At 68.1% G+C, this 26762-nt stretch carries 28 protein-coding genes, 1 tRNA gene and 1 other RNA gene; 19 read left to right on the top strand and 11 right to left on the bottom strand.

Going from position 1 to position 26762, the window contains the following annotated elements:
• Positions 1-128 precede the first annotated feature (128 nt).
• Positions 129-1025, bottom strand: coding sequence for a hypothetical protein (locus ABVF28_RS04150; protein ID WP_371029569.1), 897 nt, complete (start codon positions 1023-1025; stop codon positions 129-131).
• A 130-nt stretch (positions 1026-1155) separates the two neighbouring features.
• Between ABVF28_RS04150 and ABVF28_RS04145 the strand changes: the two genes are divergently transcribed.
• From ABVF28_RS04145 to ABVF28_RS04135, 3 genes are all read left to right on the top strand, one after another.
• Positions 1156-2211, top strand: a complete 1056-nt coding sequence (locus ABVF28_RS04145) for an ABC transporter ATP-binding protein (RefSeq protein WP_306455467.1) — start codon at positions 1156-1158, stop codon at positions 2209-2211.
• Entirely contained in the window at positions 2187-3758 is a 1572-nt protein-coding gene (locus tag ABVF28_RS04140; protein ID WP_179556502.1) for a hypothetical protein, read from the top strand. Before ABVF28_RS04145 ends, ABVF28_RS04140 begins: the two co-directional genes overlap by 25 nt.
• 78 nt (positions 3759-3836) lie before the next feature.
• On the top strand, positions 3837-4127 hold the full coding sequence (locus ABVF28_RS04135) for a DUF3039 domain-containing protein (RefSeq protein ID WP_104312608.1): 291 nt from the start codon (positions 3837-3839) through the stop codon (positions 4125-4127).
• 95 nt (positions 4128-4222) lie between these two features.
• Here ABVF28_RS04135 and ABVF28_RS04130 read toward each other — a convergent pair whose 3' ends face one another.
• Positions 4223-5563: a nicotinate phosphoribosyltransferase gene (locus ABVF28_RS04130; protein WP_211890233.1), complete on the bottom strand. Its 1341-nt coding sequence runs from the start codon at positions 5561-5563 to the stop codon at positions 4223-4225.
• A gap of 90 nt (positions 5564-5653) precedes the next feature.
• On the opposite strand from ABVF28_RS04130, the gene murI reads away from it, so the two are divergent.
• The 3 genes from murI to rdgB are packed head-to-tail and all read left to right on the top strand — an operon-like array spanning position 5654 to position 7901.
• Positions 5654-6487, top strand: a complete 834-nt coding sequence (murI, locus tag ABVF28_RS04125; protein ID WP_371029568.1) for a glutamate racemase — start codon at positions 5654-5656, stop codon at positions 6485-6487.
• 59 nt (positions 6488-6546) lie between these two features.
• Positions 6547-7278, top strand: a complete 732-nt coding sequence (gene rph / locus ABVF28_RS04120; RefSeq protein WP_371029567.1) for a ribonuclease PH — start codon at positions 6547-6549, stop codon at positions 7276-7278.
• Entirely contained in the window at positions 7275-7901 is a 627-nt protein-coding gene (gene rdgB / locus ABVF28_RS04115; protein WP_179556505.1) for an RdgB/HAM1 family non-canonical purine NTP pyrophosphatase, read from the top strand. The genes rph and rdgB overlap by 4 nt, the downstream gene beginning before the upstream one ends.
• A 107-nt stretch (positions 7902-8008) precedes the next feature.
• Here the strand turns inward: rdgB and ABVF28_RS04110 are convergent, their stop codons facing one another.
• The 3 genes from ABVF28_RS04110 to ABVF28_RS04100 all read right to left on the bottom strand — a co-directional run bounded on the left by ABVF28_RS04110 (position 8009) and on the right by ABVF28_RS04100 (position 10187).
• Entirely contained in the window at positions 8009-9385 is a 1377-nt protein-coding gene (locus ABVF28_RS04110) for an aspartate aminotransferase family protein (RefSeq protein ID WP_371029566.1), read from the bottom strand.
• A 99-nt stretch (positions 9386-9484) separates the two neighbouring features.
• Positions 9485-9566, bottom strand: a tRNA-Leu gene (locus tag ABVF28_RS04105).
• A gap of 99 nt (positions 9567-9665) precedes the next feature.
• The gene (locus ABVF28_RS04100) at positions 9666-10187 is read right to left on the bottom strand and encodes a hypothetical protein (protein WP_371029565.1); all 522 of its coding nucleotides are present in this window, start codon (positions 10185-10187) and stop codon (positions 9666-9668) included.
• Positions 10188-10364: 177 nt separating this feature from the next.
• On the opposite strand from ABVF28_RS04100, the gene ABVF28_RS04095 reads away from it, so the two are divergent.
• From ABVF28_RS04095 to smpB, 11 genes are all read left to right on the top strand, one after another.
• A complete protein-coding gene (locus ABVF28_RS04095) occupies positions 10365-11594 on the top strand; it encodes a CpaF family protein (RefSeq protein ID WP_371029564.1) in 1230 nt (409 codons plus the stop codon).
• Positions 11591-12454, top strand: coding sequence for a type II secretion system F family protein (locus ABVF28_RS04090; protein WP_371029563.1), 864 nt, complete (start codon positions 11591-11593; stop codon positions 12452-12454). Before ABVF28_RS04095 ends, ABVF28_RS04090 begins: the two co-directional genes overlap by 4 nt.
• On the top strand, positions 12451-13389 hold the full coding sequence (locus ABVF28_RS04085) for a type II secretion system F family protein (protein ID WP_371029562.1): 939 nt from the start codon (positions 12451-12453) through the stop codon (positions 13387-13389). Before ABVF28_RS04090 ends, ABVF28_RS04085 begins: the two co-directional genes overlap by 4 nt.
• A gap of 23 nt (positions 13390-13412) precedes the next feature.
• Positions 13413-13589 (top strand): hypothetical protein, encoded by a 177-nt coding sequence (locus tag ABVF28_RS04080; protein WP_371029561.1) that lies wholly within the window; start codon positions 13413-13415, stop codon positions 13587-13589.
• Positions 13576-14001 carry a TadE family protein gene (locus ABVF28_RS04075; protein ID WP_371029560.1) on the top strand — a complete coding sequence of 142 codons (426 nt, stop codon included), beginning with the start codon at positions 13576-13578 and terminating at the stop codon, positions 13999-14001. The genes ABVF28_RS04080 and ABVF28_RS04075 overlap by 14 nt, the downstream gene beginning before the upstream one ends.
• A complete protein-coding gene (locus ABVF28_RS04070; protein WP_104312254.1) occupies positions 13991-14428 on the top strand; it encodes a hypothetical protein in 438 nt (145 codons plus the stop codon). The genes ABVF28_RS04075 and ABVF28_RS04070 overlap by 11 nt, the downstream gene beginning before the upstream one ends.
• 38 nt (positions 14429-14466) lie before the next feature.
• Positions 14467-14892, top strand: coding sequence for a hypothetical protein (locus tag ABVF28_RS04065; RefSeq protein ID WP_371029559.1), 426 nt, complete (start codon positions 14467-14469; stop codon positions 14890-14892).
• A gap of 54 nt (positions 14893-14946) precedes the next feature.
• Positions 14947-16062 carry a peptide chain release factor 2 gene (gene prfB / locus ABVF28_RS04060; RefSeq protein WP_104312252.1) on the top strand — a complete coding sequence of 372 codons (1116 nt, stop codon included), beginning with the start codon at positions 14947-14949 and terminating at the stop codon, positions 16060-16062.
• Positions 16063-16169: 107 nt separating this feature from the next.
• Entirely contained in the window at positions 16170-17012 is an 843-nt protein-coding gene (gene ftsE / locus ABVF28_RS04055; RefSeq protein WP_104312251.1) for a cell division ATP-binding protein FtsE, read from the top strand.
• Positions 17009-17920 (top strand): permease-like cell division protein FtsX, encoded by a 912-nt coding sequence (gene ftsX / locus ABVF28_RS04050; RefSeq protein ID WP_371029558.1) that lies wholly within the window; start codon positions 17009-17011, stop codon positions 17918-17920. The genes ftsE and ftsX overlap by 4 nt, the downstream gene beginning before the upstream one ends.
• A gap of 90 nt (positions 17921-18010) precedes the next feature.
• Positions 18011-18487, top strand: a complete 477-nt coding sequence (gene smpB, locus ABVF28_RS04045) for an SsrA-binding protein SmpB (RefSeq protein WP_104241539.1) — start codon at positions 18011-18013, stop codon at positions 18485-18487.
• Positions 18488-18585: 98 nt separating this feature from the next.
• Here smpB and ABVF28_RS04040 read toward each other — a convergent pair whose 3' ends face one another.
• The gene (locus ABVF28_RS04040; protein ID WP_371029557.1) at positions 18586-20694 is read right to left on the bottom strand and encodes a hypothetical protein; all 2109 of its coding nucleotides are present in this window, start codon (positions 20692-20694) and stop codon (positions 18586-18588) included.
• A 171-nt stretch (positions 20695-20865) separates the two neighbouring features.
• Between ABVF28_RS04040 and ssrA the strand changes: the two genes are divergently transcribed.
• Positions 20866-21234: a transfer-messenger RNA gene (gene ssrA, locus ABVF28_RS04035) on the top strand.
• An 86-nt stretch (positions 21235-21320) separates the two neighbouring features.
• Here the strand turns inward: ssrA and ABVF28_RS04030 are convergent.
• From ABVF28_RS04030 to ABVF28_RS04020, 3 genes are all read right to left on the bottom strand, one after another.
• Positions 21321-21935 (bottom strand): DNA-3-methyladenine glycosylase I, encoded by a 615-nt coding sequence (locus ABVF28_RS04030; RefSeq protein WP_371029556.1) that lies wholly within the window; start codon positions 21933-21935, stop codon positions 21321-21323.
• 157 nt (positions 21936-22092) lie between these two features.
• Positions 22093-22536, bottom strand: coding sequence for a septum formation family protein (locus tag ABVF28_RS04025; RefSeq protein ID WP_371029555.1), 444 nt, complete (start codon positions 22534-22536; stop codon positions 22093-22095).
• Positions 22537-22545: 9 nt separating this feature from the next.
• A complete protein-coding gene (locus tag ABVF28_RS04020; RefSeq protein ID WP_179556516.1) occupies positions 22546-23121 on the bottom strand; it encodes a septum formation family protein in 576 nt (191 codons plus the stop codon).
• Positions 23122-23283: 162 nt separating this feature from the next.
• Here ABVF28_RS04020 and ABVF28_RS04015 point away from each other — a divergent pair, with 162 nt between their 5' ends.
• Positions 23284-24828: an MFS transporter gene (locus tag ABVF28_RS04015; RefSeq protein ID WP_179556517.1), complete on the top strand. Its 1545-nt coding sequence runs from the start codon at positions 23284-23286 to the stop codon at positions 24826-24828.
• A gap of 31 nt (positions 24829-24859) precedes the next feature.
• Here the strand turns inward: ABVF28_RS04015 and ABVF28_RS04010 are convergent, their stop codons facing one another.
• Positions 24860-25675, bottom strand: coding sequence for an inositol monophosphatase family protein (locus ABVF28_RS04010; protein ID WP_104312183.1), 816 nt, complete (start codon positions 25673-25675; stop codon positions 24860-24862).
• 25 nt (positions 25676-25700) lie between these two features.
• Positions 25701-26762 (bottom strand): ribosome small subunit-dependent GTPase A, encoded by a 1062-nt coding sequence (gene rsgA, locus ABVF28_RS04005; RefSeq protein WP_179556518.1) that lies wholly within the window; start codon positions 26760-26762, stop codon positions 25701-25703.

The following is a 26762-nucleotide window of genomic DNA, read 5'->3' as shown; positions in this document are numbered from 1 at the left end:
CGGGGTGAGGGGTGCGTTAGCGTGAGTCACGAGAACCTCCGTGGTCAGGATTTGAGTGTGGTAACCCACATCCTGCACGGAGGTTCTCGCTTCACGTCACCCGTTCACAACGTCCCGAGGCCATACACCTAGGCCTCCGAGTCCTGGTTCTTGTCTTTCCCGCGGGTGAGGGCGAGTGGGACGTGGAAGAAGGAGAACGGCCCGCGCGTCAGCGCCTTGTGGTCGTCTCCGGTGTCGTCCTTGGGTGCGGCGTAGGTGGGGTGCAGTTCGATGGGGAAGCTGGAAGGTGCGACGCCGAACGCCTCGCGTGCGGTGCGGACGACCTCGTTGCTGAGCATCCGGTTGCCGGCTCCGCCGATGACGGCGCCGATGCCGAACGGGACGAGTCGTCCGACGGTGCTCGCCGACTGCCGCACGACGAACCTCTTGAGGAACATCGACTGGATGCGTCCGGACAGTTCGCCGACCATGGCGCGGGGGAGGCTCTTCGTCACCATCTCGCCCCAGAAGACCTGCTTGGTCGGGCCTTTCCCGAAGACCTGGCCCGCGAACTGCTGGATGAGGTTCTTGCTCGCTTTGCCGAGCATGAGCGACTGGATGAGGGTGCGTGCGCGGACGGGATCCGAGATGGGGAGGCCGTGGATCTCGGCGACCGCCTGCCCGAAGAGCGAGGTCATCTCAAGGAATCCGGCGGTCTCGACACCGGTGACGGCGAGCGAGGCGGCGGTTCCGACTCCGGGCACCATGGCGGCGGCACCGGCTGCACCGCCGCTGACGGTGGTCGCGTTGAGGTACTGCTGCTCGATCTTCTTGATGAGCTCGCTCGGCGTCGCGTCCGGGTACTTGCCACGGAGGATGCGGATCTGCCGGACCACGATGGGTCGCTGGATGGCCATGAGGCGGTCGAGCCAGATCTTGTCCTGTTCGCCGGGCGCCGCGCCGGTCTGCTCCTCGCGAGGCGGCAGGGGCGCGTAGGCGGTCGCGTCTGCGGCGTCGTCGAAGCGCTGCGTGCTGGAATCGGACACTTGACCTCCTCGTGGTGGCACCGCCCCGGTCTTGCAGAGGGCGACGCGAGCAGTGTATGAGGGGCCGCCTGGGGAGAGCTTGGAGCTGGGGCGGCGGCGCGCCACGCCGGATCGTTGGTACGGTTGAGCGATGTCTTCGAAGAGCTCAGACGTCGGCGATGGCACCGCCGACGATGTGAACGAGAGTGCTGCCAGCCCCGACGTGCCGGAGGGCGACGCGAGTCGACCTCAGCCGATCATGGTCGAGGCGATCGTCGTCGACGACACCGTGACCGTCTCCTCGCTGGCAGAGGAGGCGACTGCGGAGCAGGAGACCGGCCTCCCGGCCGCCGTCAGGAACCCGGTGCTGGGTGCCGCGACCGCCGAGGGGCTCTCGACGATGACGCCGGTGACCCGCGTCACGGAGGCTCCGGATCGTGAACTCGGCGACACCGTCCTGTCGGTCAACGGGCTCACGAAGCGCTTCGGTTCGGATGTCGCGGTGAACGATGTCACGTTCGAGGTTCGTCGCGGCTCCTTCACGGGCATCGTAGGACCCAACGGTGCGGGGAAGACGACGACCCTCTCGATGGCGACGGGGTTGCTGAAGCCCACGAGCGGCAACGTGGAGGTCCTCGGCCTCGACGTGTGGAAGAACCCGAAGGCCGCGCATCCGCACATCGGCATCCTGCCCGACCGTCTGCGCCTCTTCGATCAGCTCACGGGTGGGCAGCTCCTCTACTACTCCGGACTCCTTCGGGGGTTGTCGCCTGCTGATTCGCGGGCGCGCACGGAGTCGCTGGTGCACGCGTTCGAGCTCGAATCGGCGGCGAACCGGCTGGTCGTGGACTACTCGGCCGGCATGTCGAAGAAGATCTCGCTCGCCGCGGCACTGATCCACTCGCCGGAGCTTCTGGTGCTCGATGAGCCGTTCGACACGATTGACCCGGTGTCGGCGGGACAGCTCATCGACATCCTCCTCGAGTACGTGCAGCGCGGCGGCACCGTGCTGCTGTCGAGCCACAGCATGGACCTCGTCCAGCGCGTCTGCGACCACGTCGCGGTGATCGTGCGGGGGGAGCTGCTCGCTTCCGGCACCGTCAGTGACGTGCGCGGCAACATCACGCTCGAAGAACGCTTCCGCGACCTGGTCCGCGGCACGCCACAGATGGAGGGGCTGGATTGGCTGGACATCTCCTTCAACTGAAGCTGCAGTCGATCCGCAACGGTGCGCGACGCGACTCGCAGCATCGGGGGGCGTGGATCGGCACGCTGCTGCTCTCGATCGCCCTCGCGGTCTTCGCGGTGCTCACGGTCGTCTCGATGCTGGATTCGGATATCGAGGCGAAGCGCGAGAGTGCGATCATCGTCGGCTCGCTCGTCACGATCGCGACCGGCCTCGTGAGCGTCTTCGTGACGCCTGTCGCGGCCATCGACCCTCGGTCGCTGACCGTCATGGGCTTCTCGCCCCGACGTTCCGCCTGGCTCGCGCTCGGGACCGCCTTCGTGAGCGTGCCGTCGTTCGCGATCACCATCGTCCTCCTCGCGGGTCTGCTGCTATGGGCGAGTGCTGGCACGGCGCTCCTGGTCGGCGTGGTCGGGTCTGCAGTGGTGCTCGCGACGCTGGTCGTGCTCTCCCGCCTGGCTGGGCTCGTGGGTGAGGATCTGCGGGCCAGACGGCTTGTCAGCGATGCTCGCGCCGCCCTCGTCCTGGTGCTGCTCCTGCTCGCCTCGCCGCTCGTCTTCGTGGCCGTATCCGTCGACTGGCAGCTCGGTCAGCACGAGGCGATCAGCGCCGCGCTCGAGGTGCTCTCGCTGTCCCCGATCGCCGCACCGTGGGCCGCCGCGGCCAGCGCCGCCGGGGGAGACCTGCAGCTCGCGTTCGCGCAGCTCGGCATCGGCGCCGCGACCCTCCTCGTCCTGCTCGTCCTCTGGCAGGTCATCGCCGGTCGGGTCGCGTCGGCGGCACTCGGCGGTGACGAGACCGAGCTGGTCGACCTCGGCGTGTTCGGTGCGTTCGGTCGGTCGCCGGCCCTCGTCGTCGCCGCCCGCACGGTCACGTACTGGATGCGCGACCCGCGGTACGTCGTCGTGAACGTCTCGATCATCCTCATCCCGCTTCTCGCGCTCATCCCGCTCGCTGTCGTCGGCGTCGAGCCGAGGCATCTCGCGCTCCTGCCGCTGCCGCTGCTGGCGTTCTTCATCGGGTGGACGCTCCACAACGACCTCGCCTTCGACGGCTCGGCGGTGTGGATGCACGTGACGAGCGGCATGTCGGGGCTATCAGACCGCTTCGGTCGCGCCCTGCCGACCCTGGTGTTCGGCTCAGTCGTCGTTCTGCTCGGTGCGGTCATCACGTGGCTGATCGTCGGCGACTGGGGCACGATCCTCGCGCTCGTCGGGCTCTCGCTCGGTCTGCTGTTCTCGGCGACCGGGTTCTCGAGCATCGGCAGCGTGCTGCACCCGTATCCGGTGGCGCGCCCGGGCGACTCGCCGTTCAGCCAGCCGGTCCGCTCCTGGGGGTCCGGCGTGTTCTGGCACCCGACGACCGGCTTCATCGCGATCCTGCTCATGGGCCCCGCCGTCTACGCGGGCCTCGTGGCGCTCAACGGCGGCGAGTCGTGGTGGAACTTCGTGGCTCTCGGCTGGGGTCTTGTCGTCGGGCTCCTCGTGCTGCTCGTCGGCCTGCTGGCCGGAGCTCGCCAGTTCGAGCGTCGTTCGAGCGAGATCATGGCCTTCGCGCAGAGCGCGTAGACCTCGGCTGTTCTTCGAGAGGCGTCACCGGGTCGTGCATCCGGTGACGCCTCCGTTTTGCGCTCTAAGATGTTCGGCATGACGTTCTCCAGCACCCCAACCGGCCCGGGTGGGCCAGACGAGACCGGCGGCGGCACGGCGATCCTCGACCGCGAGCTCGAGAAGCTCCTCAACGAGGAGCAGACCGACGACCCCGGCGACCACGACAAGTTCTCGCACTACGTGCGCAAGGAGAAGATCCTCGAGTCGGCAGTGACGGGCAAGCCCGTGCGCGCGCTGTGCGGGAAGAAATGGCTGCCGAACAGCAACCCCGACCGCTTCCCGGTCTGCCCGAACTGCAAGGCCGTGTACGAGAAGATGAAGGGCTGAGAACCCTCACCGGTGTCGACGGCTTCTGCCGGATGCACAACGGCCGCGAACCCGGAGACGGGTCGCGGCCGTTGTGCGTGGTGGCGTGGCTGGAATCAGACCCAGACGGTCTCGCGGCCGTCCTGCTCGACGAACACAGTGGGCAGCGCCGCTTCACCGGCGTGGAGGCGGAGGGCACCGATCGGCAGCTCGTCGATGGCCGTTCGGTGGTGCTCGCGGGCGCGCTGCACGCCGGCCTCGCCGGTGAATTCATCGTTGATGACGCCGTCGACGACGAGGTCGACGAGCAGGGACCTGTCGCTCTTGTCGGAGACGGGTGGTGCGCCGATGCCGACGACCTCGGCTTCCGCCACGCCGTGCTCGTCGCGACGGCGGACGGGGAACTTCTCGCCGCCGACGCTCGCCTTGCCAGCGGAGCGCTTCGCGACGGACACCCAGTCGCCGTCTTCACCGCGGCGGGCGACGAGCTTGTAGACCATGCCGGAGGCGACGGCGCCGGAGCCGGTGACGACGCTCGTGCCGACCCCGAAGGAGTCGACCGGGCTCGCGCCGAGGCCGGCGATGGCGAACTCGTCGAGGTCGTTGGTGACCGTGATGCTCGTCTCGGTGTTGCCGAGCTCGTCGAGCTGCGCGCGCACCTCCGCGACCAGTGTGGGGAGGTCGCCGGAGTCGAGGCGGACGCCGCCGAGCTCGCGCCCCGCGACCTCCACGGCGAGCCGGACTCCTTCCCGGACGTCGTACGTGTCGACGAGGAGGGTCGTGCCTGCGCCGAGCGTCGCGACCTGCGAGGCGAATGCCTCGCGCTCGGAGTCGTGCAGGAGCGTGAAGGAGTGCGCGGCGGTTCCCATCGTCGGGACGCCCCAGCTGCGGCCCGCCTCGAGGTTGCTCGTCGCCTTGAAGCCCGCGATGTAGGCGGCGCGCGCCGCGGCGACCGCCGAGCGCTCGCCCGTGCGGCGTGATCCCATCTCGGCGAGCGGGCGTCCGCGGGCGACCGAGACCATGCGTGCTGCGGCGGAGGCGACGGCGCAGTCGTAGTTGTAGATGCTGAGCAGCAGCGTCTCGAGAATGACACCCTCGGCGAAGCTCGACCGGACCTCGAGGATGGGGGAGCCGGGGAAGTAGATCTCGCCTTCGCGGTAGCCGCGGATCGTGCCGGAGAACCGGTAGTTCGCGAGCCAGTCGAGGGTCTCGGGCGAGACGATGGAGTGCGCACGCAGGTGCTCGAGCTCCGCGTCACCGAAGCGGAAGTCGCGCAGCAGCTCCAGCGCGCGGCCCACCCCCGCCACGACCCCGTAGCGGCGTCCGCTCGGCAGTCGCCTCCCGAAGAGCTCGAAGACGCTGTCACGATCGGCGGTGCCCGCGTGGATCGCGGCATCGATCATCGTGAACTCGTACTGGTCGGTGAGGAAGCCGGTGGACGGGCGTTCGGAAGTCACCGCCCCAGCCTAGGCCCCACCGCGGGGAGCGCACGGGATCTCGGCGCGCGCATCCACGCTCGAAGGTGCCTGGGAGTAGACTCGGCACCCATGAGCGAGGCACCGATCGGCGTATTTGACTCTGGTGTCGGCGGGCTGACAGTGGCGAGGGAGATCCGGGCGCAGCTGCCGGGGGAGTCGCTCCTCTACGTCGGTGACACCGAGCACACGCCGTACGGACCGAAGCCGATCGCCGACGTCCGGCGCCTGTCGCTCGCGATCCTCGACGAGCTTGTCGAGCAGGACGTGAAGATGCTTGTGATCGCCTGCAACACGGCCTCTGCCGCCGTGCTGCGGGATGCCCGCGAGCGGTACGACGTGCCCGTCGTCGAGGTCATCGCCCCCGCCGTCCGCGCCGCCGTCAGCGCCACCCACAACAACCGCATCGGCGTGCTCGGCACCGAGGCGACCGTGTCATCTCGCGCCTACGACGACGCCTTCGCGGCGGCCCCTCACCTCGAGATCTTCTCGCAGGCCTGCCCGATGTTCGTCGAGTACGTCGAACGCGGCGACACGACGAGTCCCGAGCTCGTCCGCTACGCCGAGGAGTACCTCGCCCCCATCAAGGCCGCTGGCGTCGACACGGTGGTACTCGGATGCACGCACTACCCGTTCCTGAAGGGTGTGCTCGGCTACGTGCTCGGCGCGGGCGTCCGCCTCGTGTCGAGCGACGTCGAGACGGCCCAGGACGTGTACCGAGTCCTCGCCTCCAACGGGCTGCTCAACTCGAGCGGGCGCGCCCCGCAGTACTCGTACCGCGCGACTGGCGAGAACACGGAGGCGTTCGTGAACCTCGCTGGCCGCTTCCTCGGGCCCGATGTGCGCCACGTCGAGCGCCTCATGACGGAGGCCATCAACCTGCCGCCGTCGATGCGCCGCGCCTGACGCATCCGCCCGCCAGCTCCCACCGCTTTCCCGTACCCATCAGACTCTTTGGAGGACCAATGACCGAAGCACGCGCAGACGGCCGCACCCACGACCAGCTCCGCCCCGTGACGATCGAGAAGGGCTGGAGCGAGCAGGCAGAGGGCTCCGCCCTCATCTCGTTCGGGAAGACGAAGGTGCTCTGCACGGCGTCGTTCACGCCCGGCGTGCCGCGCTGGCTGAAGGGCCAGGGCAAGGGCTGGGTCACGGCCGAGTACGCGATGCTCCCGCGAGCCACGAACGACCGCAACAGCCGCGAGTCGGTCAAGGGCAAGATCGGCGGGCGCACGCACGAGATCTCGCGTCTCGTTGGGCGCTCCCTGCGGGCAGCCGTCGACATGTCCGCGCTCGGAGAGAACACGATCGTCATCGACTGCGACGTGCTGCAGGCCGATGGCGGCACCCGCACGGCAGCGATCACGGGCGCCTACGTCGCGCTCGCGCAGTCCATCGAATGGGCGAAGGTCAACAAGCACGTTCCGGCGAAGGCCGACGTGCTCACGCGTTCCATCGCCGCGATCTCGGTGGGCATCGTCGACGGCGTCCCCCTGCTCGACCTCGCCTACGTGGAAGACGTACGGGCTGGCACGGACATGAACGTCGTCGCGACCGGCGACGGCAAGCTCATCGAGGTGCAGGGCACCGCCGAGGGGCAGCCGTTCGACCGCGAGGAGCTCGACCGTCTCCTCGACATCGCCCTCGCGGGCACCGCGACGCTCACCGAGCTGCAGAACCAGGCGCTCAAGGCATGAGCGAGCCCGTCCGGGTCGTCCTCGCCTCCCACAACGCGCACAAGCTGGTCGAGCTGCGGCGCATCCTCGGCAACCAGCTCGACGGCATCGAGCTCGTCTCCTACGACGGGCCAGAGCCACGCGAGACCGGTCTGAGCTTCGAGGCCAACGCGCTGCTGAAGGCCCGCGCCGCCGCCGAGCACACGGGGCTCCCGGCGCTCGCCGACGACTCCGGCATCTCGGTGGACGTGCTGGGCGGGTCGCCCGGCATCTTCTCCGCCCGGTGGTCCGGGCCAGCGAAGGACGCCACCGAGAACCTCGAGCTGCTGCTCTGGCAGCTGAGCGACGTCTCGCATCCGCACCGCACGGCCCAGTTCGTCGCCGCGGCTGCACTTGTCGTGCCGGCCACAGCTTCATCGACGGGCGAGGAACAGAGCGAGGCCGTGCTGGGTGTGTGGCCCGGTCGCATCCTGGAGCAGCGGAGCGGGGACCACGGCTTCGGCTACGACCCGATCTTCCAGCCCGATGGGGCGGAAGGTTCGGCGGCCGACCTCACCGACGCGGAGAAGGACGCCGCGAGCCACCGCCGCCGCGCCTTCGACGCGCTCGCGCCCAAGCTGCGCACTGCCCTCGGCCTCGAATAGCGACTCGGGATGGGAAGCTCGCTTCGTGCTGGAGAACGTTCCAGCACGAAGCGAGTTTGCCATCCGGAGCTTTTCGGGTTGCCGTCGGTGACGACGACGAGCCCGTGTCAGAGGAGCGAGCTCGCCTCGGTGAGCACCCCTCGCAGCGTCTGCTCGATCTCGTCGAACTCGGCCCGGCCGATCGTGAGGGGCGGGGCGAGCTGGATGACGGGGTCGCCACGATCGTCGGCGCGGCAGTACAGGCCTGCGTCGAAGAGCGCCTTCGACAGGAAGCCGCGCAGCAGGCGCTCTGACTCCTCGTCGTTGAAGGTCTCGCGCGTGTCCTTGTCCTTGACGAGCTCGATGCCGAAGAAGTAGCCGTCGCCGCGCACGTCGCCGACGATCGGGATGTCGAGGAGCTTCTCGAGGGCAGCACGGAAGTGCGGCGAGTTCTCCTTGACGTTCTGCGTGAGCCGCTCCTCCTCGAAGATCTTGAGATTCTCGAGCGCCACGGCCGCCGACACCGGGTGGCCGCCGAACGTGTAGCCGTGCGAGAACGACGTCTGGCCGTGCTTGAACGGCTCGTAGATGCGGTCGCTGACGATGGTGGCGCCGATTGGCGAGTAGCCGCTTGTCATGCCCTTGGCGCACGTGATCATGTCGGGCTGGATGTCGTAGGTCGTCGATGCGAACATGTCGCCGATCCGGCCGAAGCCCGTGATGACCTCGTCGGCGACGAGCAGCACGTCGTACTTCGTGCAGATCTCCCGCACGCGCTGGAAGTAGCCAGGGGGAGGCGTGAAGCATCCGCCCGAGTTCTGGACGGGCTCGAGGAACACGGCGGCGACCGTCTCAGGGCCTTCGAAGAGGATCATCTCCTCGATGCGGTTCGCGGCCCACTGGCCGAACTCGACGAGGTTGTCGCCGTGCTCCGGCGCACGGTAGAAGTTCGTGTTCGGCACGCGGAAGCCGCCGGGCGTGAGGGGCTCGAACATCGCCTTCATGGCGGGGATGCCCGTGATCGCCAGTGCACCCTGCGGCGTGCCGTGGTAGGCCACCGAGCGAGAGATGACCTTGTGCTTGGTGGGCTTGCCCTGCAGCTTCCAGTAGTACTTGGCCAGCTTGAAGGCGGTCTCGACGGCTTCGCCGCCGCCCGTCGAGAAGAAGACGCGGTTGAGGTCACCAGGTGCGTAGTCAGCGAGGCGATCGGCGAGCTCGATGGCGTTCGGGTGCGCGTACGACCAGATGGGGAAGAACGCGAGCTCGGCGGCCTGCTTGGCGGCGGCCTCGGCGAGACGCGTGCGGCCGTGTCCCGCGTTGACGACGAAGAGGCCGGAGAGGCCGTCGAAGTACTTCTTGCCCTTCGAGTCCCAGATGTGGTGCCCGTCGCCCTTGACGATGATCGGCACGCCGGCGCCGTCTTCCATCACGGACTGGCGCGAGAAGTGCATCCAGAGGTGGTCTTTCGCCTTCTGTTGCAGGTCGGCTTCGTTGAACTCGGTCATCGTCGATGCTCCTTCGCAGTGCTGGTACTGGAACCGTACCCGTTGGGCGGGGGAGACGGACCAGACAGTCTGTCGAGTCGGAAGAGCCTGACACTCCAGTGCGGAAGGCGGGACTTGAACCCGCACGCTCGAAAGCACAGGAACCTAAATCCTGCGTGTCTGCCAATTTCACCACTCCCGCGGGCACGGGCGAACCCGTGTGCGGGAACCAGTCTAGGGCGGGAGCGACAGCCCTCGAAGTCGGGGCGCGTCATCGGAGGCCGACAGGCGGCGGGCGCGGCTACCCCAGGAGCGCCTGGATCGTGAGTGCGATCGCTGCGCCGAGGATGCACAGGCCGATGGCTCCGCCGGCAGTCCACAGTCCGATCAGCACGGACCTGCTCGGGCCCGGCTTCAGGCCGAGCTCCTGCCCGATCGCCGTGATGCGGGCGCGTTCCTCCTCCGGGCTGAACGACACCTCGAACCCGCCCGGTGCAAGGCCGAGCTGGATGACCCGGCCATACTTCACCCGACCCGACTGGAAGGACGTCGAGAAGCCGACTCGCGGGACCATCCCGGACACCCCTGCGCTCCAGCTGATCCGGCGGAGGGTGTCGTTGATGCTGAACTTCCCAGCGCGCTCGTTGACTCGAACGTTGTAGGTGATGCTGTCGCGAACGTCGTTGACGGCGAGGATGCTCACCCATCGGGCATCTGCGAGCGCGAACCCGACGTCGAATCCGCCTGGCACGCGCACGACCGCCAAGGGCTTGTCGGCGAGCTCGGCTTCGACGAGGTCGGCGAATCGTTCGGTGGTGGGCACCGGCTCAGCGTAGCCGTGCGTGGACCGTCGGGGTGCGGTCTGCGAAGGAGCCGGCGACTCATGCTCTGTGAGCTGGATGAGCGCCGGTGTCCGTGACACGTGGTCGGTCGTTTCCCTGCATTTGCTGGCCTGTGGATAACTTCTGCGGGGTTCTCTGGTTTTCGGCATGCTGACGGCGTGAGCATCGCGGTAAGCACCATCACCGACCGAATCCGTCGTCGTGTCCTGCTCGAGGGCATCGACCTCGGCGGCGACCGTGCACGGGCCGCCGACATCGCACGGGAAGAGGTGCGCGGCTACGCCGAGGAGGCCCTCGGGTCCTCGCTGCCGCTCGTGCACGACGAGGAGTCGACGACGCGCGAGGTCCTCGCGCGGGTCACCGGCTTCGGCTTGCTCCAGCCGTACCTCGACGATCCGGAGATCGAGGAGATCTGGATCAACGCCCCGTCACGCGTGTTCGTCGCGCGCGGCGGCGTCCCCGAGCTCACGCCGACGGTCGTCCCCGAGGGCGACCTGCGCGACCTCATCGAGCGGATGCTCCAGTCGAGCGGCCGGCGCGTCGACCTGTCTTCCCCATTCGTCGACGCTTCCCTCCCCAACGGCGAACGCCTGCACGTGGCTGTGCCGGAGGTGACGCGCCGGTACCCGTCGGTGAACATCAGGAAGTTCACGCGCCGCATCCGTGATCTTTCTCACCTCGTCGAGCGAGAGGCGCTCACCGCCCAGGCGGCGGAGTTCCTGCAGCTCGCGGTCCTGGCCGGATGCAACATCCTCGTCTCCGGCGCCACGCACACGGGCAAGACGACCATGATCAATGCGCTCCTCTCCTCCGTGCGCAGCGAAGAGCGCATCGTCACCGTCGAGGAGACATTCGAACTCGATCTCGTCGCGCGCGACGTGGTCGCGCTGCAGTGCAGGCAGGCGAACCTCGAGGGCACCGGGGAGATCACCCTTCGCCGACTCATCAAAGAAGCGCTTCGGATGCGACCCGACTGGCTTGTGGTCGGCGAGGTGCAGGAAGCCGAGAGCCTCGACCTGCTGATCGCCCTCAACAGCGGTATGCCGGGCATGTGCAGCATCCACGCCAACTCGGCTCGGGACGCGCTCATCAAGCTGTCGACGCTGCCGCTCCTGGCTGGGCGCAACATCGACAGCGCGTTCGTCGTGCCGACGGTCGCCAGCTGCATCGACCTCGTGGTGCACCTGGAGATGACTGCCTCGGGGACTCGACACGTGGGCGAGATCCTCGCACCCACGGGTGTCGCCACGGGCCAGGTCATCGAGGCGGCGACGCTCTTCCGCCGCGGTCGCGGGCAACTCGAATCCACGGGGTCACCGCCACCACGCATCGCGAAGTACGAGGCGCACGGTCTCGATGCTGCTCGGATTCTGCGGAGGTCCCTGTGAACGTGCTGCTCGCGCTCGTCATGGGAGCGGGTGTCTCCAGCATCGTGAGTGCGTGGCTCTGGCCTCTGAGCGCCGAGCGCGTCGAGCTCCGTGGCTTCCGCATCGACGACTTCCGCGCCGACTTGCGGCGCGCAGGCTTCGAACGTGTTCCGGTGGCCGTGTTCGCGGGCGCCGCCGTTGTCCTCGGCCTCACGCTCGGCGCCGCCGGACTCGCGCTCACCGGTGTGTTCGCTGTTGCTGTGCTGGCCTTCCTGGCGGGCTGCGCCGGTCCTTTCCTGATCGTCCGAATGCGTTCTATGCAGCGGCGCAGCCGCAACCGTCTCGTCTGGCCGGATGTCATCGACCATCTCGTCGCTTCCGCCCGGTCCGGCGTCGCCCTGCCGGAGGGAGTCGCGAGCCTCGCGGAGTCTGGCCCGACCGTGCTACGGGAGGACTTCACCGCCTTCACGAGGCAGTACCGCCTCACGGGGAGCTTCCGTGTCGCGCTGGACGTCCTCAAGGAACGGCTCGCAGACCCAACCGCCGACCGCATCCTCGAAACACTCCGCATGTCCAGGGACGTCGGCGGTGCCGAACTCCCCACGGTGCTCAAGAGCCTCGGCAGCTACCTCCGTGAAGAGCAAGCGGTGCGCCACGAAGTCGAGGCGAAGCAGTCCTGGGTCATGAACGCCGCCAAGCTCGGATCCGCCGCACCCTGGATCGTCCTGCTCATGCTGGGCACGCGGCCGGAGGCCGCCGCCGCATTCAACAGCTACGAAGGCGCCGTCGTCATCCTCATCGGCCTCGGGACGACAGTCCTCGCCTACCTCGCGATGCTCCGGATCGCGAAGCTGAAGGACGACCGCAGGTGGTTCGCATGAACGAGACCCTCGGCTGGGCCGTCCTATGCGGACTCGGTCTGGGCATCGGCCTCTGGACGATGCTCGCCGCCGTGCCCCGACTCTCCAGACCGAATCTCGCCGAACGCCTCGCGCCGCACCTCCTCGACGTGTCGGCAGCCGCTCGCGCCGACGTGCAGAAGACCGCGACCGACCCGCTCCCCGTCCTCGGCACCCTCGCCGCCCCGCTCATGGCGAAGGGGCGCGCACTGCTCGGCGAAGTCCTCGGTGGCAACGACCGCATCATCGGCCAGCTTCGCCAAAGCGGCTCCTCCGCCAGCGTCGAACGCTTCCGAGCCGAACAGCTCACCTGGGGGCTGATCGCCGCAGGAATCGGACTCGCCGCCGCACTGACGCTCGGCGTGACCCGAGGGATGCCGGTCATCGCTCAGATCCTGCTTCCCCTCCTCCTCGGCGGCGTCGGAATCTTCGCCCGCGACCAGGCACTCGGGCGCGCAGCGCACCGCCGGCATCGACAAGTGGCCAGCGAGTTCCCGACCGTGATCGAGTTCCTCTCCCTCAGCATCTCGGCCGGCGAGGGAGTCTTCGACAGCCTCAGGCGCGTCGCGAGCGTCAGCACCGGCGAACTGGCCAAGGAATTCGCACGCGTCGTCCACCACGTGAACACTGGCGTCTCGCTCTCCGACGCGCTCCACGAGATGACCAGGGGCGTCAAGTACCTGCCACTCGACCGCTGCGTCGAGCACATGATCTCCGCACTGGAACGCGGCGCGCCCCTCGTCGAAGTGCTCCGCGCTCAGGCAAGCGACGCCCGAGAGCTCGGGAAGCGCGAGCTCCTCGAAGCGGCGGGACGCAAAGAAGTGCAGATGCTCGTCCCGCTGATCTTCCTCATCCTGCCCACCACCATCCTGTTCGCGCTCTACCCGGCAGTCTTCGTGCTCCGCACGAGCTTCTAGAGCCCCACCCGAAAGGCACGACCATGCAGCTCCTGCACGCACTCCGAACCAGAGCCGCCTCCGAACGCGGAGACGTCCCCGGCTGGGTCTTGATCACGATCATGTCCGCCGGAATCGTCATCCTTCTCTGGACCGTCGCCGGCGACCTCCTCGTCAACGTGTTCGAGAACGCCATCACCCGAGTCAGTGACTTCAGCTGACAAGCCGGCCCGCTCACGCCGCCCCATGATCCGAGACGACCGGGGGTCGGCGGTCGCCGAGTGGGTCATGGTCTCGGCGATGCTCGTGCTGCTCACCGTCACAGTCCTGCAGATCGGCTTCGCGTTGCACGTGCGCACAACGCTCCTTGATGCGGCAGGAGAGGGCGCGAGGCATGCAGGACTCTTCGGTGCCGGTCTCGAAGCGGGCGAGGAACGAGCCGCAGACCTCATCGCCATGAGCATCGGCGGCGGGTACGCCGAGTCCGTGGTGGCGAGCACGACCGAGCTCGACGGGGCCCCCGTCGTCGCCGTCACCGTGCGCTCGCCGCTTCCGCTCATCGGCCTCCTCGGGCTGCCGGACGCGCTGGAGGTGACCGGACATGCCCCGCAGGAGACGCTGGATGCCGAGTGACGATCGCGGGTCGGCCTCGCTCGAGTTCCTGACACTCGGCACACTGCTGATCGTGCCACTCGCCTACCTCATGCTCACCCTCTCCGCGCTGCAGGGCGCGAGCATCGCCGGAGAGTCGGCGGCGAGAAGCGCGGCACGTCTGCTGGCGTCCGACCCCGAGTCGGTCGAGACGCAGGCGCTCGCCGCGGCGGCGATCGACCTCGCCGCTGCCGACCACGGCTTCGAGGCCGGCACCGTCGCACAGCACGTCGAATGCAGCAGCACGGCCGGTGCCTGCCAGGCAGCGGGTGCCGTCGTCTCCGTCACCGTCACGATCGACGTGCCCCTGCCGTTCGCGCCGAACCTGACCGGGGAAGCAGCTCCGCTGTCCATCCCGACCAGCGCCACGGCCTCGTTCGCCGTCACCAGGTTCGGGCTCTCCTCGTGACGGGCGCTCGGGCGCGACTGCGCGACTGCCTGCGCCGGATGCACGGCGAGCGCGGCAGCGTGCTCCCGCTCATCCTGGTCTTCCTCATGATCGGGCTCACCGCCGCCTACGTGCTGGTCGCCGCCACGTCGCTGTCCATCGAGCGCAAGCGACTCCTCACGATCGCGGACGCGGTGGCGCTCTCCGCCTCGGAGAGCTTCGCGGCGGCGGACGTCGCCTTCGTCGATGCTGAGCTGCAGCCGGTCCTCGACCCCACGAAGGTGCACGAACGCGCCCTCGCGACGCTCGAGGACCTCGCCGGGGCGAGCCCGGACAGCGTTGCGCTCGTCTCCGCGTCGACGCCAGACGGCGTCACGGCCGCCGTCGTCATCACCGGCCACTGGACTCCGCCCCTCACCCATGCGCTGCTCCCATCCGGGCTCGAGATCACCGTCTCCAGTGACGCCAGGGTGGTGCTCTCCTGACGCCACGCGCGCCCAACAGCGCCGCCCAGCCCTGGCGGCTAGTCTTGGGGGATCATGATCAACCTTGACCTCGCTTCGGAGATCGCCGCCCTGCGCAGCACCTTCGGAGACATCAGCGCCGTGCTCAACCCCGACAAGCTCCGCGCGAAGGTGGTGGAGCTCGAAGCCGCAGCATCCGTCCCCGACCTCTGGAACGACACCGAGAACGCGCAGAAGGTCACCTCGGCACTCAGCCACGCGCAGGCGGATCTCAAGCGCCTCGACGAGATCGAACGACGCCTCGACGACCTCGAAGTGCTCGCGCAGATGGCCGTCGAGATGGAAGACGAGGACACGGCCGAGGAAGCCCGCGCCGAGCTCAAGTCGATCACCAAGGTCATCGGCAACCTCGAGGTCCAGACGCTGCTCGACGGCGAATTCGACCCGCGCCCCGCGGTCATCACGATCCGCGCCGGCGCCGGAGGCGTCGACGCCTCCGACTTCGCCGAGATGCTCCTCCGCATGTACCTCCGCTGGGCCGAGCAGCACAGCTACAAGGTCTCCGTCCTCGACACCAGCTACGCCGAGCAGGCCGGCATCAAGTCGGCCACCATCGAGATCGACAGCCCATACGCCTTCGGCACCCTCTCCGTCGAAGCCGGCACGCACCGGCTCGTGCGCATGAGCCCCTTCAACTCAGCCGGAAGCCGCGAGACGAGCTTCGCCGCCGTCGAGGTCGTCCCGCTCATCGAGCAGACCGAGTCGATCGAGATCCCAGACAACGACATGCGCGTGGACGTCTTCCGCTCCTCCGGTCCGGGCGGGCAGTCCGTCAACACGACCGACTCGGCCGTCCGCATCACGCACCTCCCAACCGGGATCGTCGTGAGCTGCCAGAACGAGAAGAGCCAGATCCAGAACCGCGCCGCCGCACTCCGCGTCCTCCAGTCACGCCTCCTCCTGCTCCGCCGCGAAGAGGAGAACGCGCAGAAGAAGGAGCTCGCGGGCAACATCACCGCAAGCTGGGGTGACCAGATGCGCTCCTACGTCCTCGCGCCATACAAGATGGTCAAGGACCTCCGCAGCCAGCACGAGACCGGCAACACCGACAAGGTCTTCGACGGCGACATCGACGCGTTCATCGCCGCCGGCATCCGCTGGCGCAAGCGCGGCGAAGCCGACGCCGCTTAGGAACACGAAGTAGGCGCCAGGGAGCATCGAGCCGGGACACCCACGTCTGACGTGTTCTGCATGTCGCGCCGGGCTGCGGCCACTCCGGTGCCTACCCTGTTAGCGCCATGATCAGATTCGATAACGTCGCCAAGGTCTACCCTGGCACCGCCGCCCCCGCACTCGACGACATCACCTTCGAGGTGCTGCGCGGTGAGTTCGTGTTCCTCGTCGGCCCCTCCGGGTCCGGAAAATCCAGCGTCCTCCGCCTCATCCTCCGCGAGGACGCCCCGAGCCGCGGACAGGTGCACGTGCTCGGCCAGGACCTGCGCCGCATCTCCAACCGCAAGGTGCCGTACTACCGACGCAGCATCGGCATGGTGTTCCAGGACTTCCGCCTCCTCGCAGGCAAGACCGTGTTCGAGAACGTCGCCTACGCGCTCGAAGCGCTCGGCAAGTCCCGCGGCCACGTCGCGAAAGCCGTCCCCGATGTCCTCGAGACCGTGGGCCTCGGCGACAAGGCGAACCGTTTCCCCCACGAACTCTCCGGCGGCGAGCAGCAGCGCGTCGCCATCGCGCGCGCCGTCGTCAACAAGCCAGACATCCTCCTCGCGGACGAGCCGACCGGAAACCTCGACCCCGTCACGAGCCGAGGCATCATGCGCCTCCTCACCCGCATCAACGCGAACGGCACCACCGTCGTCATGGCCACGCACGACGTCTCGATCGTCGACGAGGAGCGCAGGCGCGTCATCGAGCTCGACGGCGGCGTCATCATGCGCGACGAGTCCGATGGCGTCTACCAGCCGGGCATCGTGCCGCTCACCGAAGCGGAGACCGCCAACCAGCTCGAGCAGAACGACGATGCCGAAGCTCAGGTCGCGTCGCAAGCCCCCACATCCATCGCCGACTCGATCGCCTCGCGCGTCGCCGGCGAGAAGACCACGAAGAACTCTGGAGACGTCAAATGATCGGCCGCGTATTCGCCGAGATGTGGCAGGGACTTCGCCGCAACTCGAGCATGGTCATCTCCGTGGTGCTCGTGACCTTCGTCTCCCTGACGTTCGTCGGCGCCGGAATCCTTATGCAGCAGCAGATCAGCAGCATGAAGGCCTTCTGGTACGACCGCGCTCAGGTGTCCGTCGACCTCTGCTCGTCCGTCTCGACCGCCCCGAACTGCGCAGGCGGTCAGGCGAGTGACACCCAGCGCGACGCCGTCGAGGCGGCCCTGCAGGGCGCCGTCCTTACCCCGTACATCAGCGAGTACGAGTTCGAAGACCAAGACCAGGCTTACGAGAACTTCCAGCAGCAGTTCGCCGGCGACCCCATCGTGTCCTTCGTCGAGCCCGAGTTCCTCTCGGAGAGCTTCCTCATCACGCTCACCGACCCCGACCAGGCCGACATCATCATCGAGCAGCTCTCGAACTACGACGGTGTGGAGGCGGTCACCGACCAGCGCCAGTACCTCGAGAGCATCTTCGAGCTCCTCAACGTCGCCAGTCTGTCTGCGATCGGAGTCGCGGTGGTCATGCTCGTCGCGGCGGCGCTCCTCATCGCGACCACGATCCGCCTGTCTGCGATCAGCAGGCGCCGCGAGATCGGCATCATGCGCCTCGTCGGCGCATCCAACCGCTACATCCAGGCGCCCTTCATCCTCGAAGGCGTCGTCGCGGCCCTCATCGGTGCCGTGCTCGCCTCGGCAGCAACCGTCGCCATCGCGCACTTCTTCGTGCAGGGCTACCTCGGCAGGCAGCTGCCGTTCGTCTCCCTCATCGGAGTCCCGGAGGCGCTCCTCGCGATCCCCGTCCTCCTGATCGTCAGCGTGCTGCTCGCCTGGGTCTCCGCGCGCATCGCGATTAACAAGTACCTCAAGGTCTGACCCGCACGCAACAGCAAGGTAGACCGATGGACAGCCCGTGTCGTAAGATAGCGGGCTGTCCATCGTCTGCCGTCGAGAGAGGAAGAGGCCATGCCGAAGGAGCAAGGGACGAAGCCTGTCGCGACGAACCGTCGAGCCAGGCACGACTACCTGATCGAGGACACCCTCGAAGCGGGCATCGTGCTGAACGGAACCGAGGTGAAGTCGCTCCGGCAGGGGCGCGCCTCCCTCGTCGACGGATACGCGTACATCGACCGCGGTGAGGCGTGGCTCGACGCCGTGCACATCCCCGAGTACCTCGAGGGCACGTGGAACAATCACGCACCACGCCGCAAGCGGAAGCTGCTGCTGCACAAGGAGCAGATCCGCAAGCTCGCCATGAAGACCAAAGAGGGCGGCTACACGCTCGTCCCGCTGACGCTCTACTTCCTCAACGGCCGTGCAAAGGTCGAGCTGGCCGTGGCGAAGGGCAAGCGCGAGTTCGACAAGCGCCACGCACTGCGTGAGCGCCAGGACAAGCGCGAGGCCGACCGCGCCGTCGCGTCCCGCAAGTACATGGGGGAGTAGATCGCGCCTCGAGCACCGATGCGCTGCACGCCCCGAAGAGCGATGCGGCCCCCGATCCAGTGGATCGGGGGCCGCATCGCTGTGTGTGCTTGGAACCGCTAGCGCACGCTCTCGACGAGCGTCGCGATGGAGCTCTCGTGTGCGGAGAGCAGCGTCTTCAGGCTTCGCGACTGCCAGCCACGGTCCGTCTGCCCGTCTGACGACGGGTCGGCGCTCCACCAGGCCGTCTGCACGGCCGCGTCGGCCGCGTCGAACGTGTCGAACATCGCGGTGAACAGCGTTGACGAGTTGGCGAACGGAACGGCCCCGACGGTGAGGCTCAGCGTCTCAGAGCGGTACGAGTCGGCGGCGGCCTGCGCAGCATCCGCGGCCTTCACGAACTCGGTGCTGTAGCTCGTGCAGACGTCCGCGAGCTCGTCGAGGAAGCACTCCGATGCGGCCAGGTCCGCGATGCCACGGTAGAAGTCGACGTAGGTCGACTTGATGCCGTCGGCGATCGTCGTGCCGATGTTCGGGTTGCTGTAGTCCGGGCATCCCGTCGACACGTTGCACGGGTAGTACAGGTTGTTGCCGAGGTCGATGTTCTGACCGTCCGGGATGGTGAAGATCGTCGACGAGAACGACGCGAGCTGCGTGCCGAACGTGTTGTAGATCGAGTTGTACTTCGGGAACGCCTCGCAGAACTGCTGCAGCGCCGCGACATCCGCGCTTGCCGTGTCAGCGAAGTTCGCGACGATGTCGCGTCGCTCGCTGAGGCCGTCGCTCTCGGTCTGAGCGGCCTTGTATGCCTCGGAGGCGTCGGCACCGTCCTCGACCGCAAGCGAGGGCACGGTGGACCCGGCGAGATCGTTGATCGTCGTCTCCGCCGTCGCGACGTTCCCGCAGCGAGTCGAGAAGTCGGTCATCTGGGCCGCCGACTGCGAGAAGAAGTCGGTGTTCTCGCCCAGTGAGGCCGAGATGGTGACGTTGGCGGCAAGGTCGAGGTTCTCGGTCGTCCAGTCCGCGTAATGCGCGTCGAGGTCCGTCTGGAACGCAGCCGCGAGCTCGTCGCCGCGGTTCACGTTGTTGTTGTGGATGGTGACGGGGATCGCTACGGCGGCTCCCACCAGGACCACGACGCCGATGATCGCGGGGATGAGGATCGCGGGCTTCCGGAACCAGGGCTTCTTGGCGGGGGCTCCGTTGCCGAAGTCGTTGGGGCCGGACGGTCCGCCGCCCTGGTAGCCACCGCCACCGTTGCCACCGAACGCGGGTGCCCCGAACTCCTGGCCGGGTGCCTGGCCGGGAGCGTAGGGGGCTGGGGTCTGGTTCTCCGGAGCGCCGTTCCACGCGCCTGCCTGCTGCTGCGCGCCATAGCCGACGCCGAAGGCAGCGGCACCCGCCTCGGGGGCGGTCGAGCCGAACGCGGGCGACTCGTTCTGGCCGCCGTAGCTCGGCGCGCTGTTCACCTCGCCGTACGCCGGCGCCTCGAGGCCGCCGCTCGCCTGACTCGGGTCAGCCTGGCCGGCACCCGGTGCGTTCCACGCCGGAGTCTGCGTCGTCTGGGCGTCCTGCGCGTCCGGAGCCGACTGGCCCCACGCCGGAGCGGAGGGCTGCTGGTCCCAGGATGCGGGAGCCTGGGCCGGTGCGCTCTGGTCGTTCCAGGCGTTGGGGTCGTGCTGGGCCGTCTGGTCCCAGCCAGTTGGAGCGGGGGTGGATGCGCCCTGGTCGTTCCAGGTGCTCGAGTCCTGTGGGGGAGTCTGCTCCCAACTCGGGGCGGCCGGCGCACCGGAGTCGAGGATCTCCGTCTGATTGTGGTCTCCGCGACCGAGCACAGCGGTCTCGTTTCCCTCGCCGAAGCCGAGGACCTCGGTGCTGTTCTCGTCGGGGTGAGACTGGTCGCCGCTGGCCGGTTCCGCGCCTTCGCCGACTGCATCGGCGACTGGCGCTGACTCGGCATCACGCGGCCAGGTGGGTGCCGCGGGCGCCTCGTCTTGGACCGGCGCGGGCACCTCGCCGTCGCTCACCTCTGGCTGGCCGGGCCCATCCTCGGACGGCGCGGGAGCGTCCGGCTCCTCAGCCGGCCTGCCGAAGTGCGCACCGAAGCCTTCGTGCCCAGAGGTCTGGTCTTCCGAAACGGAATCCCCGGACTCCTGGGCGTGCTCGTCGCCGTTCTCGGGCTTCTGCCAATTCGGGCGCCCGAATCCTTCAAAGTCATTGCCGCTCATGGGGTTCAGGTTACTGGTCCTCCCGGGAATCGCCTCCAGGCTTGCCCTGAGCACGCCAGGACGTGGATTTTCCGGCCGTCTTGACGTATGTTTAGGAGCTGCCAGTTCTTCTGGCAGCTGCAACTCAACAGAGCTCATGACGTGGAACGCCGCCGAGGAGACTCGGCTCACGGGGATGATCGGTTTCGACATGACTGGTGAATCGGCGTGAAGCGGGTCGAGGATGCGGGGTTATCTCGTAAACGCCCCTCGCAAAACATAGGTGCTAACGCTAAGCGCACCGACTTCGCCCTCGCTGCTTAAGCGAGTCCGATAGTCCGTCAGCCCGGGGGTGTTCCCGCTCCGGTAGCTGGCGTCATTAAGGGAACTTGCTGTGGTGTTGTGTTTCAGGGCACCACGGGACTTGCACTGGAACTGGGCTCGTCGATCAAGGTGTCTGTCCCCATGATCGGAGCCAAGTAGAACCGTAGACAGACTGCACCCGGAGAAGCCGCGGTTTCGTAGTTGTGGACGGGGGTTCGATTCCCCCCATCTCCACGAAACCCACGTCATGAGCGAAGGCCCCGACTGCCCAGTTGAACACTGGGAAGTCGGGGTTTTGTTGTCTGCGGTGAGCGGTGCCTGGGTCAGTCCGCCGGCCACACGCCGGATGTACCGCGACGATGGCTGCCGACGAGGTGCGTGTCGACGATGCCGATGGCCTCCATGAGGGCGAAGAGGTTGGTTGGGCCGACGAAGCTGAAGCCGCGCGCCTTGAGACTCTTCGTGAGCTGTCGCGACTCGTCGCTGGAACTGGGCACGTCTGCCGCTGACGCGGGTCTCGGCGTTGTCATCGGCTTGGCGCCCCAGACCAGTTCGTTGAGTGGCTCGCTCTCGCGCAGCGCGACCGTCGCGCGAGCATTCCTCATGACCGACGAGATCTTCAGTCGGTTCCGGATCACTCCGGGGTCGCTCATCAGTCGCTCGAAGTCGTCGTCGCCGAACCCGGCCACCGCGTCGACGTCGAAACCTGCAAACGCCTCGCGCAGCAACGGCCTCCGCTGCAGGATGAGGCGCCAAGAGAGCCCGGACTGGAAGATCTCGAGGCACAACCGCTCGAAGACGCCACGCTCGTCGGTGACGGGCATGCCCCATTCCGTGTCGTAGTACTGCATGAGCAGCTCGTCGCGGCTCGCCCACAGCGGCCGGGCGAGGCCATCCTCGCCGACGACGAGGTCAGGGGTGATGCTGGTAGCTGGCAAGGGCTTTCCTCTCCGGATGCGGAATCCTGCAATCTCCGCGAACCGGAAGGGACACGGACGGCGCTGATCGAGAACCTGCTGTGCGCCGAACGCTACCCGGCACCTCCGACACGCGCCGCCGCTGTCCACAGGCGGCAGCCCCGGCAGGAAACGGAACCTAGCCGTTGGTCGGCAGGCGTGAGCCGCTCAGCTCGTCACCCTCGCTGCTTGCAATGAGGCACACCAGGTTGCGGTCGCCCTCGCTCCAGCTCCGTTCGCTCGGAACAAGATGCAGCACGGTGAGGCCCGCGACCGCGTCTCGCCCGAGCTCGGCGAACTGAGCTGAGCACCGTGCATCCGCTTCGGAGGCCAGAGCGTCATCGCCCGGGAACGCCTCACCGAGTTCGCTCGGTGCCACCGAGAGCACCTCGTAGAGGTGTGGGTCCGCGCACGAGGCCGCAAGCGTCGCAACGGTGAGGTCCGCGTCCGACGAGAAGCAATCGCCAGCGCTCACTTCCGTCATCGGAACCACGCGGGGCGTCTCCGGGGAGCTCGCACAGGCCGTCAGCGCTCCGCTGACGACGAGCACGGCCAAGAGCGTTGCGGGGATTCGGGAGGACACCCCACCAGGCTAGCTGGCGGAACCCGCAGCCGTCCCCGCAGTGGCCTGACCGTCGAGGGGCGTCACGATGCACAGCACTTCTCGGTCGCCGCTGGCCCATGACTCGGCGCTCGGTACGATGCCCGTGTAGTTCCATTCGGTCAGGAACGGCTCCGCCCCGATGAAGCCCGTGAACGCTGCGGAGCAGATGTCCTCGAGGGCAGTATCGATCGCCGAGTCGCCGGGGAAGGTGTCACCGCCCGACATGTTCTCGGAGTGATACGCCTCGTACGTGTGCAGCGAGTCGCAGTTCGGGAAGAGCTCAGCGTCGTCGGAATCCGATTCGAGGTCGAAGCAGTCGCCGACCGCGAGGTCCTCGATGCCGGTCATCGTGCCGGCCACCGCGGTTGGTGTTGGTGTTGCCGTCTCGGATGCGGTGGGCGTGGCCGACTCGGTCTCCTCGGCAGTGGACGTCGACGTCGTCGTCACCACGGGGTCGGAGCCCCCACTGGCCAGTGTCGTCACGAGGGTGCATCCACTGAGGAGCAGGAGGGCGGCGAGCCCCAGGGACGCGCCAGCGGCGCTTCGTACGGCGGCGGTTCGCATCGTTGCTCCTCTTGCTGGTGAACATCGGTTCAGAGGTCCTGTTGCCGCTCCTGCAGACGCGACGCGACCAGTGTATTGCCGTGTTCCCGAAGATCACCACTGAGGCGATCGCAGTTGCTGCCACCCTGGCGTGTCGTCCCGCGGGCGTAGCATTGGCTCCCTATGTCTGCAGACGCGAGTTCCCCCACCCAGCAGTCGACCGTCCGGCAGGGTGGACCCTCTTCCTCCGCCACAGCACCCCAGGAGGCCTCCCGCTGGCCCGCCTTTGCGGTGTGCGCGGCGGTCGCCGTGCTCACGATCCTCGATCTGGCCAAGGTCAACGTCACGCTCGGCCCGATCGAGCACACGCTCGGCGCGGCCTCCTCCGACGTGCAGCTCATCGTCGCCGGCTACGTGCTGGCGTTCGGAATCCTGCTGGTTCCCTCGGGGCGACTCGGCGACCTGTGGAATCGCAAGCGCCTGTTCTTGATCGGTCTCGTCGCCTTCGGGCTCGCGTCGCTCGTGTGCGCGCTGAGTGTGAGCACCGAGATGCTGATCGGCGGTCGCATCCTGCAGGGTTTCGCCGCCGGCATCCTGATGCCGCAGGTGCTCGGCCTCATCCAGCAGCTCTTCACGGGCCAGGAGCGTGGGCGGGCCTTCGGGATCTTCGGCGCCATCGTCGGGCTCGGCACGGCGTTCGGTCCGACGATCGGCGGCTTGCTCATCGGCCTGCTGGGGGAGGAGGCCGGCTGGCGCTGGACCTTCGCGATGAACGTGCCCCTCGCCCTTGTCGTGCTGCCGTTCGCCTGGCGGCTCCTCCCATCGAGGCAGGAAGTGGCGAAGGGGCAGACGCTCGACCTCTTCGGCGTCGCCCTCCTCGGGCTGGCCGTGCTGACGACGATGCTCCCATTCGTGCTGACGTCGGGGCGGGACACTGACGACCCGGCCCGGTGGTGGCTGCTCGCCCCAGCGCTCGGCTTCTTCGTCGCGTTCATCCTCTGGGAACGGCGCTACCTCCGGATCGGGAAGACGCCCGTCGTCGACTTCGCGCTCTTCCGCACGCCCTCGTATCGCTACGGGGTGCTCATCACGACGCTGTTCTTCGCCGCGATGCCCGTCGGCTTCCTGCTCGTGACGCTGTTCCTGCAGCAGGGGCTCGGACACCCGGCCGTGCTGGTCGGTGCCGTCTCGGTCCCGTACGCGCTCACCTCGGCGGTCGTGGCAGCCGTGTCGGGCAAGTGGACGTTCCAGCACGGGGCCACGCTCGTCGCCGTCGGCGTCGCGCTGTTCGTTGTGGGCTACAGCGTGGTGCTCGTCGTGACCCAGCTGGCTGAGCCGGCGCTGTCGCCCTACCTGGTCAGCGCGTCGCTGGTCATCTCGGGTGCGGGCGCGGGGCTGGTGATGGGGGCGAACCAGATGCGGATGCTCCTGCACGTCCCCGTCGAGCAGGCGGGCATCGCGGGCTCGTTCGCGCAGGTCGGGCAGCGCCTCGGCAACGCCATGGGCTTGGCGATCGGCAGCTCCGTCTTCTTCGCGGGGGTCGCCGCCCTGCAGGTCACGGGAGCCGTGCAGGACACGAGTTCGCCTGTCGTGCAGGAGGCCTACAAGACGTCCGTCGCCGGCGGCCTGCTCGTGGTCATCTGCCTGGCCTGTCTCACGCTCGTGGTCGCCGTCGTGGACCTTGTCGGGCATCGGCGACGCCAGCGCGAGCAGCAAGTGGGGGAGTGACGTCTGATCTCCAGCCGAGTCGCGAACCGGATCAGCGGGCTGCGAGGGCCTTGAGCGCCTGATCGTGCAGAAGGCCATTCGTGGCGAGCGCACTGCCGTGCCACGGTCCTTCTTCCCCGTCCATGCTGGTGAACGTGCCGCCTGCCTCCACGACGATCGGCACGATCGCGGCCATGTCGTACGGCTGCAGATCGAACTCTCCCGCGATCTCGAGCGCGCCCTCCGCGACGAGCATGTAGGACCAGACCTCGCCGACGGCGCGCGTGCGCCAGATGGCTCGGCTGAACTCGAGCAGCTGCGCTGAGCGGCCCGCGTCATCCCAGCCCTTGAGGCTGTTGTAGCTGAGGGATGCCCGTTCGAGCTCGTCGACGGCGCTCACCTGAATGCGCCGGTCGGTGGCGACATCGCGGTCGCTGAGGTCGTCGTCGAGGTACGCACCCTGGCCGGTCGCGCCCCACCAGCGCCTGTTGAGGCCGGGTGCCGACACGACACCCACCTCGGGAACGCCGTCGATGACCAGCGAGATCAGGGTCGCCCAGATCGGGATGCCGCGCATGAAGTTGGCGGTGCCGTCGATCGGGTCGATGATCCACTGCCGGCGAGAGGTGCCCTGCGAGCCGTACTCCTCGCCGAGGATGGAGTCGCTCGGGCGGGTCTCCGCGAGGCGCGCGCGCAGGGCCTGCTCGACGGCCCGGTCCGCGTCGGTCACCGGCGTCCGGTCCTCTTTCTCGTACACCCCGAGCGAGCGCGAGTTGAAGTGCTGCATCGAGACCGCATCGGCGATGTCGGCGAGCTCTCGTGCGAGGCGGAGGTCGGAGGAGAGCGGGTGCAGGAGTTCGGTGGCCACACGGTCAGCCTAGGCCAGGGGCCAGCTAGTAGCTCGCGTCGGCCGCCTGGTCGAGCGACATGAACAGGCGTCGCAGCGAGTCGAGCCTGGCGATGCCAGCCTCGTCGAGCTCGCCGTCACGCGCAGCGTCGTCGAGCGCGCAGTCCGGGGCGTCGGCCCGGTGCGTGCATCCGCGCGGGCAGTCCTCGGCGATGTCGGCGAGTTCGGTGAAGCCGCGCAGCACGTTGTCGCGATCGACGTGCCCGAGTCCGAATGACCGGACTCCGGGTGTGTCGATGATCCAGCCGGTGCGGCCCTCGGCGTCCTCGATCCGAACGGCGAGGGTGGATGAGGAGGTGTGCCTGCCGCGACCGGTGACGGCGTTGACGACTCCCGTCTCGCGGAGCGTGCCGGGTACGAGCGCGTTCACGAGCGTCGACTTCCCGACGCCGGAATGGCCGACGGCGACGGTCGTGTGCCCGGTGAGCGCCGCTCGGAGCTCGTCGATGGGCTCGCCTCCCGGGCGAGACTCGAAGACCTTCACGCCGAGGGGCTCGACGAGCGCGCGCAGCTCGTCAGCGGGCGCCACGTCCGTCTTGGTGAGTACGAGGAGGGGCTGGATGCCCGCGTCGAGGGCCGCCACGAGGTAGCGGTCGATGAGTCGTGGTCGCGGCTCCGGCTGCGCTGTCGCCGCGACGATGAGCATCTGGTCGGCGTTTGCGACGATGACGCGCTCGACCTGGTCGGTGTCGTCCGCGCTGCGGCGGAGGAGCGTCTTGCGTTCGACGATGCGCACGATGCGGGAGAGGCTGCCCGCGTCGCCGGTGGTGTCGCCGACGATGTCGACGAGGTCTCCCGTGACGATGGCCGTTCGGCCGATCTCTCGCGCCTTGGCGGCGGTGACGGTCCGTTCCTCTGGCGTCCCCTCGTCGAGGAGCACCGTGTAGCGTCCGCGATCGACGGTCACGACGCGCCCGGTCACGGCATCGGAATGCTTCGGCCGCTGCTTCGAGCGGGGCCTGTTCGCCTTGGGGTTCGGGCGCCCCCGGAAGTCGTCCTCGTCCCAGTCGCCGTAGGCGTCGAACGCGTCGCCGAGTGAGCGAGCCAC

Origin of the sequence: Pseudoclavibacter sp. JSM 162008 (assembly GCF_041366455.1) — a bacterium.
Taxonomy (GTDB): domain Bacteria; phylum Actinomycetota; class Actinomycetes; order Actinomycetales; family Microbacteriaceae; genus Pseudoclavibacter.
This window is presented reverse-complemented; position numbering and strand designations above follow the sequence as displayed.